This window comes from Janthinobacterium svalbardense (assembly GCF_002327145.1).
GTDB classification, from domain to species: Bacteria; Pseudomonadota; Gammaproteobacteria; order Burkholderiales; family Burkholderiaceae_D; genus Janthinobacterium; species Janthinobacterium tructae.
Genome location: NZ_CP023422.1, coordinates 255,094 through 269,940, shown reverse-complemented (window position 1 = coordinate 269,940; position 14,847 = coordinate 255,094). Strand labels below are relative to the sequence as shown.

Genomic DNA, 14,847 nt, shown 5'->3' with positions numbered 1-14,847 from the left:
GGGTAATGCGGGCGTATTTTGTCTACAGTACGACCACTGCTTCTCCACTGCGTGACAACACCGATTTTTCCGGCTATTTTGTCCAAACGAAATAGTTTTCGCCAGCCTACAAAGCTGGCTTTTTTTTTCCGTGCCCCTGGCGCCATGGCAACGGGCGCAGGCGCCCCCAAAGTTGGCTACAATACGCTTTTATGCAGCCGCCGCGCGATGTATGCTGCGCCGCCTGTCCTGACCGGCACTGATTGGATTTCCCATGCAAACGACCCCTCCCACCGAACACATCATTCCTCCCAGCGAATCGCTGATCGAATACCCGAGCGACTTTCCCATCAAGATCATGGGTCCGACGCACGTCGATTTCGCGCCGACCATGCTGGAACTGGTCATCAGCCACGATCCGACCTTCCACGAGGGCCGCATGGAAGAGCGTCCATCGCCCAAGGGCAATTACACGGGCTTGACCGTCACCGTGCGCGCCATCAGCCGCGAGCAGCTCGACGCCCTGTACATGGCGCTGTCGGGCCACCCGATGGTCAAGATCGTCATGTAAGGCTGGCTGCCGTCACGCTGGCGCGGCTCTTCGTGAGCAGCCAGACGACGGCAAAAGCCGCGCTGGCCGCTGCCGTCACCCACAGCAGGGGCTTTTCGCTACCATCGGTGATGGCGGCGATGATGGCGCCGCAGGCGGCCGTGATGGCCATCTGCACGAAGAAGAACAGGCCCGAGGCGCTGCCCGCCTGGGCGCCATACGGCTGCAGCACGGCCAGCTGGCAGGCGGGAATCGCCATGCCCACCGACACCATCACCAGCAGCATGGGCGCCACCAGCGAGGCCACGTGCTGCGGCGCCAGGCTGCCAGCCAGCAATAAACTGGCCGCCCCCGCCACATTCAGCAGCACCGCCACGCCCAGCAGGTAATCGGCGCCCAGGCGTGGACCCAGTGTGCGGAACAGGCTCGATCCAACGATATAGCCGCTGACCGTCAGCGCGAACACCAGCGCATACGCGTGCGGCGACAGATGCATGCCCCTTTGCAACAGCACGGACGATTCCGCGATGAACGGGAAATACGTGCAATACACGCAGCCGATGGCCAGTGCATAGCGCAGGAAGTACGCGTCGCCCAGCAGGCGGCGGTACAGTGCCAGGGTATTGCCTTGGGGTACGGCGTCGGCCGGCCTGGTTTCCGGCACCCAGGCGGCGATCAGCCCCAGCGACAGTGCGCCCAGCAAGCACAGCACGCCAAACACGGCGCGCCAGCCGAAGGCTGCGTCGAGCACGCTGCCGGCCAGCGGCGCCAGGATCGGCGACAGGCCCATCACCATCGAGATTTTCCCCAGCATGCGCGCCTGCGTGGCGGCGTCAAAGCGGTCGCGCACCATGACCCTGCCGATGATGGTGCCGCTGCAGCCGCCGAACGCTTGCAGCACGCGCGCGGCGATCAGCACGTGCACGTCGCTGGTGAAGGTGCAGACGATGCTGGCGAGCACAAAAATGCCCGTGCCGCCCAGCAGCACGGGACGGCGTCCGTAACGGTCGGCCAGCGGGCCGCAAGCGAGCATCGAGGCGGCCGAGCCGGCCATGAACAGGCTCAGGGTCAGTTGCAGCTGAGCATCGCTGGCATGCAGGGCATCGGCCATGGCCGGCAGCGAAGGTAAATAGATGTCGATGCTGATGCGCGACAGGCAGACCAGCAGCAGCACGATGCTGCCCCAGGCCCATACAGCGAGTTGTTTCTGCATTGTTTTACACGATCCTTGCAAACGTGCGCCCCGTTGGCGCACCGGAACGGTGAGAGTAGGATGGTTGTGGTGTAATGCGAAGTGCCAGTCATCAGAAAATTCATTGGACCACTTGGACGATCATCATGCCGCGAGGAAAATCACCGCACGCCCTGGACCTGCCGCGTCCCACCAGCTGGCTCGACAAGGCGGGCGTCAACAAGCAGGATGGCGCGTATGAAGCGCTGCGTTCGGCCATCCTGACGAAGATGCTGCCGGCCGGTAGCCGGCTGCCATCCAGCCGGACCCTGGCCGAACGCTGGGAATTGTCGCGCGGCACCATCGAAACCGTGTTCGACCGCCTGCACGCGGAAGCCTATGTGACGCGCGTGCCCGGCTCCGGCACGCGCGTGTGCGCCGTGGTGCCGGAACGCTTCTTGATGGCGGGATTTACAGATACCAGCCCAGTCGGGCCATTTTCCGAGCCGGTACCTGTGTCCGATACGGGCGTGCGCGACGGCTTGCCGTTTGTGGCGCGGCGCGCCGACGCCAGCTTGTTTCCCATGGCCGCCTGGTCCAAGTGCGCCACGCGGGCGCTGGCCGCCGCCACGCCGGAGCAGCTGTGCAGCGCCGATCCGGCCGGCCTGCTCCAGCTGCGCCAGCAGATCGCCGACTTCCTCGCCAAATACCGCGGCATCCGCTGCGATCCGCAAGACATCGTTGTCACCACCGGCATCCGCCACGCGATCGACTTGCTGGCGCGCGGCATCGTGCGCGATGGCGACAAGGTTTGCCTGGAAGAACCGGGCTATCCGGCCGCGCGCGCCCTGTTCGCCCTGGCCGGTGCCGTGCCGGTGGACATTGCCGTCGACGCCGAGGGCATCGATTGCGCCGCCCTGGCCGCGCACACCGATGCCTGCCTCGCGTATGTGACGCCGGCGCACCAGTCGCCGCTGGGCGTGACCATGTCCGTCACGCGCCGCCTGGCCCTGCTGGAATGGGCGAACGACAGCGGCGCCTGGGTGGTGGAAGACGATTACGACAGCGAGTTCAATTACCACAGCGCCCCGCTGGCGGCCCTGAAGGCGCTGGACCAGTACCAGCGCGTGATTTATTGCGGCAGTTTCAACAAGACCCTGTTTGCCGGCCTGCGCGTGGGCTTCATGGTGCTGCCGCCCGCCTTGCGACCGCCACTGCTGCGCATCGTGCAGTTGACGGGCCGCTCCGTGGGCGTGACGCAGCAGCTGGCGCTGGCTGCCTGGATGGAGGAAGGCGCCTTCGTGCGTCATTTACGCCTGGCGCGCCTGGCCTACAAGGAGCGGCGCGACCTGCTGCTGGCTTGCCTGGAGCAGGTCGCCCCTGGCCGCTACACGATTTCAGGCCAGCAGGCGGGCTTTCATTGTGTGCTGTGGCTGCCGCCGGATGCCGACGAACGGGTGTTTTGCGCGCTTGCCGCGCAAGAGGGGCTGGCACTGCAGCCGCTCGGCGACTTTTGCCATAGCGCCAGGCTGGCGCCGGCCGTGCTGCTCGGTTACACGGCGCTGAGTCTGGCCCAGGTGCGCCACGCTGCACAAAAATTGGGCAGATTGCTGCTGTTGCCGGCGCCCGGGGCTGAATGAAACGGCGGCCTGGCTTATAATCACGGCTTCGCCGCAGTGTCCGCAGGGCGCCGGCAGCTGATTACAGAATCTGTCATGACCACCACCCGCACCGAAACGGCGCTGATCCGCGAGCTGGGCCGCGTCGATTACGAGCCGACCTTTGCCGCCATGCGCGCCTTTACTGATGCGCGCACGACCGACACGCGCGACGAACTGTGGATCGTCGAGCATCCGCCCGTGTTCACCCTGGGCCTGGCGGCCGACCGCGGCCATCTGCTGGCCGGCGCCGAGAATGTGCCCGTGGTGCAGACGGACCGTGGCGGCGAAGTCACCTTCCACGGCCCCGGCCAGGTGGTGATTTACCTGCTGATGGACTTGCGCCGCAACAAGCCGGGCGGCAAGCTGTATGCGCGCCAGTTCGTGCATAAAATCGAGCAAGCCATCATCAACGTGCTGGCGGCGTATAATCTTGCTGGCGAACGCATCGATGGCGCGCCTGGCATCTATATCGCCGGCGGACCAAGCAAGGGTGCGAAGATCGCCGCGCTGGGATTGAAAGTGCGCGGCAACGGCTGCACCTACCATGGCGTATCGCTCAATGTGGCGATGGACCTGGCGCCGTTTTCCTGGATTAACCCCTGCGGCTATTCCGGCTTGAAGACGGTGGACATGCGCAGCATGGGCGTTTCGGCGCCGCTGGCCGAGGTGCAGCGGGCCCTGGCCCATGAATTGACCGTATTACTCGATGTAAGCGAAGTAAACAGCGCCGCAGGCGCGCCTCAGGCAACGGATGCCTGAGCAAACAAACCAAACTTTGCCCCTCAAGGGCTTGCAGCCATGACTTCTGAGACCATTTCCAGCACCGCCCCCGCCGCGACCGCCGCTCCAGCGTATAACCCGAGCGAAAAGCAAAAAGGCGCCAGCAAGACGTCGCGCATCCCGATCAAGATCATTCCGATCGAGCAAGTTGAGCGCCTGAAAAAGCCGGACTGGATCCGCGTCAAAGCCGCGTCGGCTTCGACCCGTTTCTATGAAATCAAGGATATCCTGCGCGAAAACAAGCTCGTCACGGTGTGCGAGGAAGCCAGCTGCCCGAACATCGGCGAATGTTTTGGCAAGGGCACGGCCACCTTCATGATCATGGGCGACAAGTGCACGCGCCGCTGCCCGTTCTGCGACGTGGGCCATGGCCGTCCGGACCCGCTGGACAAGGAAGAGCCATCGAATTTGTCGAAAACTATCGCCAAGCTGCGCCTGAACTACGTCGTCATCACCTCCGTCGACCGCGATGACTTGCGCGACGGCGGCGCCGGCCATTTCGTCGAGTGCATCCAGCAAACGCGCGCCCTGTCGCCGAACACCCGCATCGAAGTGCTGGTGCCGGACTTCCGTGGCCGCCTGGAAAAAGCTCTGCTGTTGTTCAAGGATGGCTTGCCTGACGTCATGAACCACAACCTGGAAACGGCGCCGCGCCTGTACAAGGAAGCGCGTCCCGGCTCCGACTACATGCATTCCTTGAAACTGCTGAAGGATTTCAAGGCCATGTACCCGGACGTGAAAACCAAGTCCGGCATCATGGTGGGCCTGGGCGAGACGGACGAGGAAATCCTGCAAGTCATGCGCGACATGCGCGAGCACGACATCGACATGCTGACCATCGGCCAGTATCTGGCGCCATCGAACAGCCACCTGCCCGTGCGCCGCTACGTGCACCCGGACGTGTTCAAAATGTTCGAGGAAGAAGCGTATAAAATGGGCTTCACCCACGCCGCTGTGGGCGCCATGGTGCGCAGCTCGTACCACGCGGATGAACAGGCGCACAGCGCTGGCGTGGAATCGGCACTGAATTTCTAAGCCCTTTACGCCAGATCAAAGCCGCCCGCTCACGCTGGCGGTTTTTTTTTGCCTGTTCGTATCGTATGCGCACCATGCTGCCGAGCGTCCTATACTGGCATGCTGGACGAATCGGCTATGAGGTGGCGCATGGACGTACGCATCGAGGCATCGTGGAAGGCGTGGCTGGAAGAGGAGTTCGAGCAGCCCTACTGGCAACGCCTGACGGCCTTCGTCAAGGCGGAATATGCGGCGGGACCGTGTTTCCCGCCGGGCAAGGCCATTTTTCGCGCGTTCGACCTGACGCCGTTCGAGCAAGTCAAGGTGGTGATCCTGGGGCAAGACCCGTATCACACGCCCGGCGCGGCCATGGGCTTGTGCTTTTCCGTGCCGGACGGCCATCCCGCGCAGCCAAGCTTGCAGAATATCTTCAAGGAATTATCCACGGACGTGGGCGTCGAGCGCACGCGCACGGATTTGTCTGATTGGGCCGAGCAAGGGGTATTCCTGCTCAACAGCGTGCTGACGGTGCGCGCCGGGGCGGCCGGCTCGCACGCGGCCAAGGGCTGGGAAAAGCTGACGGACAGCGCGATTGGCCATCTGTCCGCCGAGCGGAGTAATCTTGTTTTCATCCTGTGGGGCGGCTATGCGCAAGCCAAGCGGCCCCTGATCGATCCCGGCAAGCACCTGGTGCTGGCGGCGCCGCACCCTTCTCCCTTGTCGGCCAGCAAAGGTTTCTTTGGCAGCAAGCCGTTTAGCCAGACAAATGCTTATCTGCGGGCGCATCAACATGCCGAAATCAGATGGGACTATACATAGTGGTGACATTTTGTCTCCGGTGTGGCTTGCTTTGTCTCCGTCATATGCTATGCTCATTGAGATACCCGACGACATCCGAACAAACCCGAAGACACGAGCTAAATAATGAGTGTGACTGAAGAACGCGGCCGTATTACGGCCAGGGTTTCCAGCTCAATTGCCGAGAAACTTCAAGAAGCGGCTGAGCTGACCGGCGCTACCTTGAATCAATTCCTCGTGCAAGCTGCATTGGAAAAGGCGGAAATGATCATCGATCGCGAATACCTGATTCGCTATTCCCGTCGCGACGCCGCCATGATGATCGATTTGCTGGAAAACCCGCAGGGGCCGAATGCGGCTTTGACGAAGGCTTTTGAAAATTATGCACAGAAAGTAGAGAATGGCGTACTTCGTGACAGTACTGAAAGCACTACATGATGTAACAAGGTTTCATTGCGGTACACCAGTATTGGATACGTGGTTGCAGACAACAGCAAGGCAGCATCAGCGACATGGCGCATCGCGAACGTTCGTGCTGGTCGATGACGCTGATCCTACGGAAATTATTGGCTATTTTTCATTGGCCATTCGTAGCATGACCCCAAGGGAATTTATTCCCGTCGCCATGATGAAGAAGCTGCCCAGCAACGTACCCGGCTTTACCTTGGCGCGGCTTGCTGTCGCGCAGCGGCATCAGCGTCGTGGCTTTGGCGCATTGTTGCTGGTCGCGGCCATGAAGCGCGTGAAAGCCGTCGCAGCGGAAGTGGGCGGCTTTGCCCTGTTTGTCGATGCCAAAGAAACGCAAGGTACGCAGTTTTATCAGCAGTATGGTTTTACGCCCCTCCCCGATGATCCGCTGACTATGCTGCTACCCATCGCCGATATTCCTCATTAAAACAGCATCCCGATAGACGCCACGAGATCGTTTCTCAACGGCAACCGACAGCGGCAGGCGTTGCACCCTGCCGCTGTCTTCGCGCGTAACTTTTAGAAGCTTGTGGACAGGCCTGCGTAGAAACTGCGGCGGGCGCCGTATTGCGGCGCCCCCACGCCCACGCCGGAACCGTCGCGCAACAGATACGACTTGTCGAACAGGTTGATCAGGGCCAGCCGCCCTTCCACCTTGCCCACGGGCGTGTTTTTCCACGTGTGCGTGAGCGCCGTGTTGACGGTGAAGTAACTCGGCAAGTGGCCGGAATTCGGTGCACCGCCGTCCGGGGTCATGCGCAGGCCGCTGCCGTACAGGAAGTCAGCGCTCACTTGCGAATCGCCAAAGTGATAGTGGCCGCCGCCCGACAGCGTGTATTTCTGGTCATGATCGAGGTAGACATAGTGGGAGCTGATGTAGTTCAACTCATCGGCGCCAAACAGGGCCTGGCCCGAATTGATGTTGCGCCCCTGCGCCTTTTGCGTGCTGGCGTTGAGGAACAGGCCCCAGTTTTTCTCGCTGTAGATGGCGGATAACTCCAGACCCTTGGCGTAGCCATCCGCATAGTTGAACGGCGTCAGTATCAATGCCTGGCCGAACTGGCCTTCGTCCAGCAGGTTGTTGATCTTTTTATAGTACACATCGGCCGTCACGGTCAGTTTTGAACTCACCTGGTGGCTGATGCCCACGTCGTAGTAATGCGTGCGCTCGGCCTTGACGTTGTCGGACTGGCCGATTGCCGGCGCATTCGTCGTGTTGGCGTACAGGTCGATGCTGGCTTGCGCCGCCAGTTCCTGCGGTGGCGGCGTGAAGTAGCGCGAATAGCCCGCGTGCAGGGCCGTGCCCGGCGCCAGCTGATACGCCAGATTCACGCGCGGGCTCCATTGCTGCTCGCGCGTGTAGGCCGAGACCTTGTCGAAGCGGGCGCCGTAGTTCAGGGTCAAGGGTTTGCTGATATGCCATTCATCCTGCAGATAAAAGCTGGCCAGGGTGCCCGTCTTGTCGCTGTTGTCGGCAATGCTGATCGGCGTGGTGGAGGCTTGCGCCCCGTCAATACTCGGGAAGACGGCCACCGTGTTGTCGCTGGTGGTCTTCTGGCGCGTGTAGGCCAGGCCCGCGCGCACGGTGTGGTCCTGGTGCAGCTTGTAGCTGATGTCGAATTGCGCGCCGGAAGCGCTGTTGGCGCGGCGCGAGTCGGAAGCCACGCCGTTGTAGATCAGGTCGCCGATGGCATCGGGCGTGAAGTGCAGTTCCGAATACTGGTGGAAGGCGGACACCTGGTAATTGATGTCGCCCAGGCTTTTTTGCAGCGACAGCACCAGAAAACGGTTCACTTCGCGCTGGTTTTCATTCAGCTGCGACGACGGTAACGTGGACGTGCCCGCCTGCGCATCGCTGTGGCCGTCCAGGGAGAAGGCCGGCGCCTGGTTCGGGTTGTTGGGGATCTGGAAGCGGCCGTTATACGTGCCGAACATGGCGCCCAGGCGCGTATTGTCATCAAGGAAATACGACAGGTTGCCGAACGATTTGTTCTGGCGCGTCTTGTCGTGCAAGGCGCTGCGCGTGGCTTGCGGATTCTCCACGCCCAGCGCATTGCCCAGGTAGCTGCCGGACAGGTAGTAATTGAACTTGCCCACGCTGCCGAAAAATTCGGCACTCGGCTCCACATGGTCGTGGCTGCCGAGCATGATGCCGATACGCCCGCCAGGCGTCAGTCCGCCCTCTTTTGTTTCAATATCGACGATGCCCGCCGTGCGCAGGCCGAACTGGGCCGGCAAGGCGCCCGTCATGAAATCGGTCTTGTCGATCAAACGCGTGTCGATCGACTGGCCGAAGCCGCTGATGCTTTCCGGCAGTTGCACGCCATTGATGCGGTATTGCACGTTGGCATGGTCATCGCGCACATGCAGGGCGCCGGAGCCCTTCGAATCCTGCGACACGCCAGGCAGGCGCAGCAGCACTTCATTGAAGGGCGTGTTGTCGCCCTGGCCCAGCATGTCGACCATGTGGCTGTCGATGCTGTAGATGGTGGTGCCGACTTTCGGCGACAGCTCGATGCGCGCGCTTTTCAAATGGGCGGAGGTGACTTCGACCTTCTGCATGTCTTGCGGGACAGCATCGGTATTGGCCTCGGCAGGCTCGGCGGCATGGGCGGAAAAGCTAAACAGGCTGGCAAGGGCGAGCGACAGCGCGCTCAGACGTGGTGTGTGTTGCATGGTAAACCTCGAAAATAGTCAACGCCAGGCGGCCCGGCGCGCATGAAAGCGCAACAAGGGGCAGCCTGAAAAAGGAAAAACGGCGTGGGAACTACAGTGAGGCGGCAGGCGGGCCGCGCACGGGCGGCAGGATGAGGATGGCGATGGGCGCCAGGGTAGCGGGCGCCAAGGCCAGCAAGCGGTACGGCAATAACTGGGCGGGCGGCTCGGTGATGGCCGGCGGCACGGCGAGATCGGCCACCTTGTCGATGACCGTGGCGCACAGCGCGCACTCTTCCGCGTCGAGCGTCGTCTTGTGCAGGTGCGAGGCGGCCGTCGACAGCAGGAACACGAGGGCCAGCGCACTGAACAGGGCCACGCACAGCTGCCACGGCGTGCGCGCGAGGGCGGACGCCGGGTACGGCTTGCGGGATGGCTGGCGGGAAGACATGGGCGCATAGTAGCAAGAAAATCGCCTCGCTGTCAGCGCTTGTTGCGTGATTTGCGCTAGCGCGAGCTTACAGGGTGGCGCGCAAGTCGCGCGGCGACAGGCCGTAGTGCTGGCGGAAACGGGCCGCGAAGCGCGAGGGCGAGGCGTAGCCGCAGGCGGCCGCGATGTCGCCGATGGGTAAGATGCCAGATTGCAATTCCTGCAAGGCCAGTCCCAGGCGCACGTCTTCCAGGATGGCGCGGAAATGGCGTTGTTCCAGGGCCAGCTGGCGGCGCAGGGTGGAGGCGCCCACATGCAGTTTCGATGCCACCTTGGCCACGCTCCAGTCGGCGCCCGGGTCCAGCAGCAGCACTTGTTGCACGCGCGCGGCCAGCGGATCGCGGCGGTCCAGCAGCAGCGGGCCGCAATGGCCACCCAATGCCAGGGCCAGCAGCAAGCCTTCCGCCTGGTGCGCCAGCAGCGCGGGCGGGCTGCCTGCGACCAGGCTGGCCATCAGCTGGTCCCAGGCCAGCGCCGCATGCACGTCGAGCGGCACGCACAGGCTGGCCGTGGCCGCCTGGTGCAGCTGGCTATCGACGAGGCCGCCATGGCGCGCGCGGAAACGGGCGATCAGGGCTGGTGAAAAGCTCAGCACTTCGGCCCGGTAGCCTTGCGCGCCGGGCAGGTTGGCCACGCCCAGTTCCTGTCCCGCCGGCATCAGCACCACATCGCTGGTCGTGGCGCGCACCTGGCGCGCACCCCATTCCAGCAGCTTGGTTCCGTGCCGCACGCGGCACAGGGCGCTCTGGAAGACGGGCACGCGGCGCAGGGTTTGCGCGCGGCGCGCTTCGATGGTGCCGTGGGCGATGTGCAGCTGGCTCAGGGCAACCGCGTCAATCTCATCTGCCATACAGTCCCGTCAGCTGTGCCTTGCCCAGCGCATTGGCGTTGAGCATGTAACCGAGCATGGCGCCGCTGGCGTGCTGGTCCAGCGGCAAGCTGTCCGTTTTCAGCGCCCAGACCGTGATCTGGTAGCGGTGCGCCTTGTCGCCCGGTGGTGGGCAGGCGCCGCCGTACGCGCTGTCGCCGTAATCGTTGAGTCCTTGCACGGCGCCGGCCGGCAAGGTAGCCGCTGTCGTTCCCGCAGGCAAGGATGTGGTGCTGGCGGGCACATTGAAGACGCTCCAGTGCCACCAGCCGCTGCCGGTGGGCGCGTCCGGGTCGTACAGGGTGACGGCATAGCTTTTGGTGCCGGCTGGCGCAGTGTGCCACGACAATTGCGGTGACTGGTTGCCGCCCGTGCAGCCGAAGCCCTGGAACACTTGCGCGTGCGCCAGGGTTTGGCCGGGGGCGATGTCGGTGCTGGTCACCGTGAAATCGGCTGCGTGGGCGCCCAAATGCAGAGCGAGGCCCAGCGTGACGGCGAGGAAGCGGGAGATAGTCATCATTTTCCTTTCGATAAGTATAGGCGAAAGTGTATGCCGTACAAGCTGTACCCGTGATGCCGATGCGCTCGACGATGGTGCCGAAACGCTCGTTTTTGCCCGATGCCGACGTTCCCATGAGCGTGTTGTACGGTGTGCCGCTTTCTTGCCGCACGTGATTTTGACTGGGGAGCTTTCATGCTATCGTTCCGCAGTCCAAAATTTTCCAAAGTTTCCATGTCGCAACGCCCCAGCAAGTGGTTGATCAGCAAACTGCACCTGTATGCGGGGCTGTGGTTCGGCGCCCTGTTCGTCCTCTTGGGCTTGACGGGTTCCGCCATCGCCTGGATGCCGGAGCTCGATGCGTATCTGAATCCGAATTTGTTGCAGGCGAGCACGCCCGCGCCTGGCCAGGCCTTCCAGGTGACGCCGCGCACCGTGCAGGCGGTGGTGGATGGGCTCACGGCCGACCCCGCCTATGGCAAGCCTTCGCAGCTCAATCCGCCCGCCGATGCGCGCGATGTGTACGTGGCCTCGTATCGCCAGGCAGGCAAGCCGTCACCCTTCAGCCAGGCCATCGTGCGCCAGGTGATGGTCGACCCCTACACCTTGCAAGTCAAAGGCGAGCGCGACTGGGGCCGTTTCGGCCTCGCGCGCCCGCTGCTAATGTCGGGCATGTTTCATTTGCACCGCTATTTATTGTCGGGTGAGGTGGGCAAGACCATCACTGGAATTTCCGGCGTGATGCTGCTGCTGATGGCGCTGAGCGGCATCTACCTGTGGTGGCCGCGCTTGCAGTGGACGGCGATCAAGCGCGCGCTGACGGTGTCGCATGGCGGCTCCTGGCCGCGTTTTCATTACACCTTGCACAAGGCGGCCGGCTTCTTTGCCGCGCCCGTGCTGGCCGTGCTGGCCTTTTCCGGCATCTATTTCAATTTGCCGCAATTGATCGTGCCGCTGGTGGACCTCGTATCGACGGTGCCGGACACGGCAAAATTGAAAAATGTGGCGCAGGACGGCACCCTGCTCGATGCGGGCCAGGCCATGGCCGCCGCGCAGCTGCTGTATCCGCAGGCGCGCGTGTCGCGCATCGGGCTGCCAGCGAAACAGGACCAGCCGTACGAGATCCGCGTGCGCCAGCCCGGTGAAATCGCCCACGGCGACGGCGCCACGCGCCTGACACTGGACGCGCGCAGCGGCTTGCCCTTGCGCATACGCGATCCCTTGCGGGCGCCGGCCGGAGACGTTTTCCTGGGCTGGTAATTTCCCCTGCATTCGGGGCAGGCGTTCGGCGTGGCTGGGCGCAGTTTCATGACGGTGTTCGGCCTGATGCCGCTGCTGTTCCTGCTGACAGGGACTTTGGTGTGGTGGAAACGGCGGCGCAGCCGGAAATAAGCGGTCGCCAAACCGATGCGGGGAAAGTTGCTATCATCATAGTATTTTCCGGCAGATCCGCTGTCCGGATTCACCCCGCACAAGGACCCGCATGAGCCATCCCGACATCACCGTAGCAATGTTAAATGAACGCGGCACAGGCCGCTTGCCCGGCCACCTGGGCATTGTCATCACGGCCGTGGGCGACGGCCAGCTGACGGCGGAATTGCCCGTGCTGCCACATCTGCTGGCGCCGAACGGCTATCTGCACGCGGGCAGCGTGGTGACCCTGGCCGACACGGCCTCCGGCTATGGCTGCATCGTCAACCTGCCCGAAGGCGCGCACAACTTCACCACCATCGAGCTCAAATCGAACCACCTGGGCACGGTCCGCGAAGGCACGCTGACCTGCACGGCGAAAGTCGAGCACAAGGGCCGCAACACGCAAGTGTGGGATGCCGTGGTGAAAAACAAGGAAACGGGCAAGACGATTGCCCTGTTCCGCTGCACGCAGATGATTCTTTATCCCAAGTAACCCAAGGGCAAAATCCGGGGTCGTACCCTGCAGGGTACGACCCCAGCCCTTGCTTGGGTTCGCTAGATTTTCACCCAGTTACCTTTATACAAAACCGGCCCCGTCGGTCCGTGCGGATTGGGCGAACCGCCTTTAGGTTCCAGGGTAACGGCCAGCAAGGCCACGTCGCTGCCGATGGCGCGCTGCGACAGGGCCAGTTTTATATTGCCCTTGCCGGCCAGCAGACCCAGCGAACGGGGGTTGCCGCTCTTCGGCACGGCCCACAGTTCCAGATCGCGGTCAGCAGGCACGGGGGCGTTGCCCACCATGCGCACCTCGAGCGCGCCGTAGCGGCTGTCGGCCGTCAGCAGCAGGGCCGTTTGTGCCTTCTCGTCCGTCAGGCTGGCGATATAGCTGATTTGCGGTGCTTCCAGCAGGCGCGTGGCCACGACGATCACCAGCAGCGCGGCGATGGCGCTCGAGGCCATGCCCAGCGCACGCCAGAACGACAGCGCATCGCGCCATAGCGACCAGCCGCCCTGCGGCGCAAGGTACAAGCGCTGCTCGATCTGCTGCCACACGCGCTTGGGCGGCGCCACGGGCGTGGTGAATTCCGCCATCGGTTCCAAACGCTGGCGCCATTCGGCCGTGATATGGCGCAAATCGGCGTCGCTGTGCAGCCAGCCTTCGAAACGCCGCCGCGCGCCCCCTTTCAGGGTGCCCAGCACGTATTCGGACGCCAGTTTCTGGCGCAAGCTGTCATTGCCGCGGATATTCATGAAGCCTCCCGTTTCGCCAGGCACGTGCGCAGCCGTTCCAGGCTGCGGCGTATCCAGGTTTTCACGGTGCCGATCGGCAGCGACATCTGCTGCGCCACTTCGCTGTGCGACAGGTCGTGGTAGAACGCCAAGGCGACCACCTGCCGGTGCAGCCCTTCCAGGGCCGACATGCAAAACGCCAGCGCCTTGGCGTCACCGCTCATCTGCAGCGATTCGATGGGCGTGGCCTGGGGGTCTCGGAGTGCATTCATGACTTCGCTATCAAACTGGTCGGCATCGATTTCTACGGTATCGTCGCTGCGCCGCAGCACATCGAACGCCTTGTTGCGCACGATGGTGGCCATCCAGGTCATCGGCGCCGCCAGATGACTCTGGTAGGTGGCGGCGTTGTTCCAGATGGCGACGAAACCCTCTTGCAAGGCTTCTTCAGCAAGCTCTTGCTTATGCAATATACGCAGGGTGTAGCCAAACAGTTTCGATGCGGTGGAGTTATATAGCTGGCGGAACGCGGCGGCGTCCTTGTTGCCGGCGGCGAGCAGCCAGGCTTTGAGTTGTTGCGGGTCGAGCGATTGAGCGGCTAGGGGCACGGCTGGCCTTCACAAGGTGTATGGGATCACGCAAGGGAAGGTTATAACAACTTGGCAACCTTTAGCAATAAGGTTTTGTGCGATGCCGGGACTGGATCAGCCGGCGATGGCCTTTTCCAGGAGTTTATGCAGTTCGGCAAACTCGGGCTTGCCCACGTAGCGCTTGAGGATCTTGCCCTGCTTGTCGAGCACGAAGGTGGTGGGCGTGAGGGCCACGTCGCCATAGGCCTTGGCCGCCTCGCCCGTCACGTCGAGCGCCACCTTGAACGGCAGCTGGCGCGTTTCGGCGAAGTTCAGCACGTAGTTGGCAGGATCGTATTTCATGGCCACGGCCACGAATTCCAGGCCCTGCCCCTTGTACTTGTTGTAGGTGTCGATCATCTCCGGCATTTCCGCCACGCACGTGGTGCACGAGGTGGCCCAGAAATTGACCATCACCACCTTGCCGCGCAAGCTGTTTGAGGTGATTTTCTCGCCATGGATGCCGTGGAAGGTCACATCCGGCGCGCTTTGCTTGTTGTTCAGAAACGCCGCCATCGCAGCGACAGCCATCAACGCCACACAAAATAGCGCGGGCTTGTTCCAGGATTTGGCAGTCGATGTTGACATAGTTTTCACACCAGATAACGTAATGATGGGGACATTATAGCCACATCGTTCTGT

The 14,847-nt window shown here is 62.7% G+C and carries 18 protein-coding genes; 10 read left to right on the top strand and 8 right to left on the bottom strand.

The features are described 5' to 3' along the window. The first annotated feature begins 253 nt into the window (after positions 1-253). Entirely contained in the window at positions 254-550 is a 297-nt protein-coding gene (locus CNX70_RS01130; protein WP_096232782.1) for a DUF493 family protein, read from the top strand. Here CNX70_RS01130 and CNX70_RS01125 read toward each other — a convergent pair. After that, positions 543-1,742: a multidrug effflux MFS transporter gene (locus tag CNX70_RS01125; protein ID WP_096232780.1), complete on the bottom strand. Its 1,200-nt coding sequence runs from the start codon at positions 1,740-1,742 to the stop codon at positions 543-545. The two genes, CNX70_RS01130 and CNX70_RS01125, sit on opposite strands and share 8 nt — an antisense overlap. A gap of 125 nt (positions 1,743-1,867) precedes the next feature. Here CNX70_RS01125 and pdxR point away from each other — a divergent pair, with 125 nt between their 5' ends. From pdxR to CNX70_RS01095, 6 genes are all read left to right on the top strand, one after another. Further along, the gene (gene pdxR, locus CNX70_RS01120) at positions 1,868-3,340 is read left to right on the top strand and encodes a MocR-like pyridoxine biosynthesis transcription factor PdxR (protein ID WP_096232778.1); all 1,473 of its coding nucleotides are present in this window, start codon (positions 1,868-1,870) and stop codon (positions 3,338-3,340) included. 75 nt (positions 3,341-3,415) lie between these two features. Continuing rightward, a complete protein-coding gene (gene lipB / locus CNX70_RS01115; protein WP_096232776.1) occupies positions 3,416-4,120 on the top strand; it encodes a lipoyl(octanoyl) transferase LipB in 705 nt (234 codons plus the stop codon). Between the two features lie 39 nt (positions 4,121-4,159). Continuing rightward, positions 4,160-5,176 (top strand): lipoyl synthase, encoded by a 1,017-nt coding sequence (gene lipA / locus CNX70_RS01110; protein WP_096232775.1) that lies wholly within the window; start codon positions 4,160-4,162, stop codon positions 5,174-5,176. A gap of 129 nt (positions 5,177-5,305) precedes the next feature. Continuing rightward, positions 5,306-5,974 carry a uracil-DNA glycosylase gene (locus CNX70_RS01105; protein ID WP_096232773.1) on the top strand — a complete coding sequence of 223 codons (669 nt, stop codon included), beginning with the start codon at positions 5,306-5,308 and terminating at the stop codon, positions 5,972-5,974. 105 nt (positions 5,975-6,079) lie between these two features. After that, positions 6,080-6,391, top strand: coding sequence for a type II toxin-antitoxin system TacA family antitoxin (locus tag CNX70_RS01100; RefSeq protein ID WP_096232772.1), 312 nt, complete (start codon positions 6,080-6,082; stop codon positions 6,389-6,391). Next, entirely contained in the window at positions 6,366-6,848 is a 483-nt protein-coding gene (locus CNX70_RS01095; RefSeq protein ID WP_244198997.1) for a GNAT family N-acetyltransferase, read from the top strand. The genes CNX70_RS01100 and CNX70_RS01095 overlap by 26 nt, the downstream gene beginning before the upstream one ends. 92 nt (positions 6,849-6,940) lie before the next feature. Here the strand turns inward: CNX70_RS01095 and CNX70_RS01090 are convergent, their stop codons facing one another. The 4 genes from CNX70_RS01090 to CNX70_RS01075 form a co-directional block, all read right to left on the bottom strand. Beyond that, positions 6,941-9,097, bottom strand: a complete 2,157-nt coding sequence (locus CNX70_RS01090) for a TonB-dependent receptor (RefSeq protein WP_096232768.1) — start codon at positions 9,095-9,097, stop codon at positions 6,941-6,943. Positions 9,098-9,188: 91 nt separating this feature from the next. Further along, positions 9,189-9,527: a hypothetical protein gene (locus CNX70_RS01085; RefSeq protein WP_096232766.1), complete on the bottom strand. Its 339-nt coding sequence runs from the start codon at positions 9,525-9,527 to the stop codon at positions 9,189-9,191. Positions 9,528-9,594: 67 nt separating this feature from the next. Then, entirely contained in the window at positions 9,595-10,416 is an 822-nt protein-coding gene (locus tag CNX70_RS01080) for a helix-turn-helix transcriptional regulator (protein ID WP_096232764.1), read from the bottom strand. Further along, a complete protein-coding gene (locus tag CNX70_RS01075) occupies positions 10,406-10,951 on the bottom strand; it encodes a YbhB/YbcL family Raf kinase inhibitor-like protein (protein ID WP_096232762.1) in 546 nt (181 codons plus the stop codon). The genes CNX70_RS01080 and CNX70_RS01075 overlap by 11 nt, the downstream gene beginning before the upstream one ends. Before the next feature lie 216 nt (positions 10,952-11,167). On the opposite strand from CNX70_RS01075, the gene CNX70_RS01070 reads away from it, so the two are divergent. From CNX70_RS01070 to CNX70_RS01065, 3 genes are all read left to right on the top strand, one after another. Continuing rightward, positions 11,168-12,193, top strand: a complete 1,026-nt coding sequence (locus CNX70_RS01070; RefSeq protein ID WP_341865548.1) for a PepSY-associated TM helix domain-containing protein — start codon at positions 11,168-11,170, stop codon at positions 12,191-12,193. Between the two features lie 6 nt (positions 12,194-12,199). Then, positions 12,200-12,325 (top strand): PepSY domain-containing protein, encoded by a 126-nt coding sequence (locus CNX70_RS29180; protein WP_341865570.1) that lies wholly within the window; start codon positions 12,200-12,202, stop codon positions 12,323-12,325. Positions 12,326-12,416: 91 nt separating this feature from the next. Continuing rightward, positions 12,417-12,839: a PaaI family thioesterase gene (locus CNX70_RS01065; RefSeq protein WP_096232759.1), complete on the top strand. Its 423-nt coding sequence runs from the start codon at positions 12,417-12,419 to the stop codon at positions 12,837-12,839. Positions 12,840-12,901: 62 nt separating this feature from the next. Here CNX70_RS01065 and CNX70_RS01060 read toward each other — a convergent pair whose 3' ends face one another. From CNX70_RS01060 to CNX70_RS01050, 3 genes are all read right to left on the bottom strand, one after another. Further along, a complete protein-coding gene (locus tag CNX70_RS01060; RefSeq protein WP_096232757.1) occupies positions 12,902-13,597 on the bottom strand; it encodes an anti-sigma factor in 696 nt (231 codons plus the stop codon). Next, a complete protein-coding gene (locus CNX70_RS01055) occupies positions 13,594-14,184 on the bottom strand; it encodes a sigma-70 family RNA polymerase sigma factor (protein ID WP_096232755.1) in 591 nt (196 codons plus the stop codon). Before CNX70_RS01055 ends, CNX70_RS01060 begins: the two co-directional genes overlap by 4 nt. 96 nt (positions 14,185-14,280) lie before the next feature. Further along, positions 14,281-14,793 carry a peroxiredoxin family protein gene (locus CNX70_RS01050; RefSeq protein ID WP_096232753.1) on the bottom strand — a complete coding sequence of 171 codons (513 nt, stop codon included), beginning with the start codon at positions 14,791-14,793 and terminating at the stop codon, positions 14,281-14,283. Between the last annotated feature and the right edge of the window lie 54 nt (positions 14,794-14,847).

What these genes read in the sequence shown, in the direction of transcription:
- CNX70_RS01105 (WP_096232773.1), top strand. Translation starts at nt 5,306, where the DNA reads ATGGACGTACGCATCGAGGCATCGTGGAAGGCGTGGCTGGAAGAGGAG.
- pdxR (WP_096232778.1), top strand. Translation starts at nt 1,868, where the DNA reads ATGCCGCGAGGAAAATCACCGCACGCCCTGGACCTGCCGCGTCCCACC.
- CNX70_RS01080 (WP_096232764.1), bottom strand. Translation starts at nt 10,416, where the DNA reads ATGGCAGATGAGATTGACGCGGTTGCCCTGAGCCAGCTGCACATCGCC.
- CNX70_RS01050 (WP_096232753.1), bottom strand. Translation starts at nt 14,793, where the DNA reads ATGTCAACATCGACTGCCAAATCCTGGAACAAGCCCGCGCTATTTTGT.
- lipA (WP_096232775.1), top strand. Translation starts at nt 4,160, where the DNA reads ATGACTTCTGAGACCATTTCCAGCACCGCCCCCGCCGCGACCGCCGCT.
- CNX70_RS01085 (WP_096232766.1), bottom strand. Translation starts at nt 9,527, where the DNA reads ATGTCTTCCCGCCAGCCATCCCGCAAGCCGTACCCGGCGTCCGCCCTC.
- CNX70_RS01090 (WP_096232768.1), bottom strand. Translation starts at nt 9,097, where the DNA reads ATGCAACACACACCACGTCTGAGCGCGCTGTCGCTCGCCCTTGCCAGC.
- CNX70_RS01130 (WP_096232782.1), top strand. Translation starts at nt 254, where the DNA reads ATGCAAACGACCCCTCCCACCGAACACATCATTCCTCCCAGCGAATCG.
- CNX70_RS01125 (WP_096232780.1), bottom strand. Translation starts at nt 1,742, where the DNA reads ATGCAGAAACAACTCGCTGTATGGGCCTGGGGCAGCATCGTGCTGCTG.
- CNX70_RS01060 (WP_096232757.1), bottom strand. Translation starts at nt 13,597, where the DNA reads ATGAATATCCGCGGCAATGACAGCTTGCGCCAGAAACTGGCGTCCGAA.
- CNX70_RS01100 (WP_096232772.1), top strand. Translation starts at nt 6,080, where the DNA reads ATGAGTGTGACTGAAGAACGCGGCCGTATTACGGCCAGGGTTTCCAGC.
- CNX70_RS01070 (WP_341865548.1), top strand. Translation starts at nt 11,168, where the DNA reads ATGTCGCAACGCCCCAGCAAGTGGTTGATCAGCAAACTGCACCTGTAT.
- CNX70_RS01075 (WP_096232762.1), bottom strand. Translation starts at nt 10,951, where the DNA reads ATGACTATCTCCCGCTTCCTCGCCGTCACGCTGGGCCTCGCTCTGCAT.
- CNX70_RS01065 (WP_096232759.1), top strand. Translation starts at nt 12,417, where the DNA reads ATGAGCCATCCCGACATCACCGTAGCAATGTTAAATGAACGCGGCACA.
- lipB (WP_096232776.1), top strand. Translation starts at nt 3,416, where the DNA reads ATGACCACCACCCGCACCGAAACGGCGCTGATCCGCGAGCTGGGCCGC.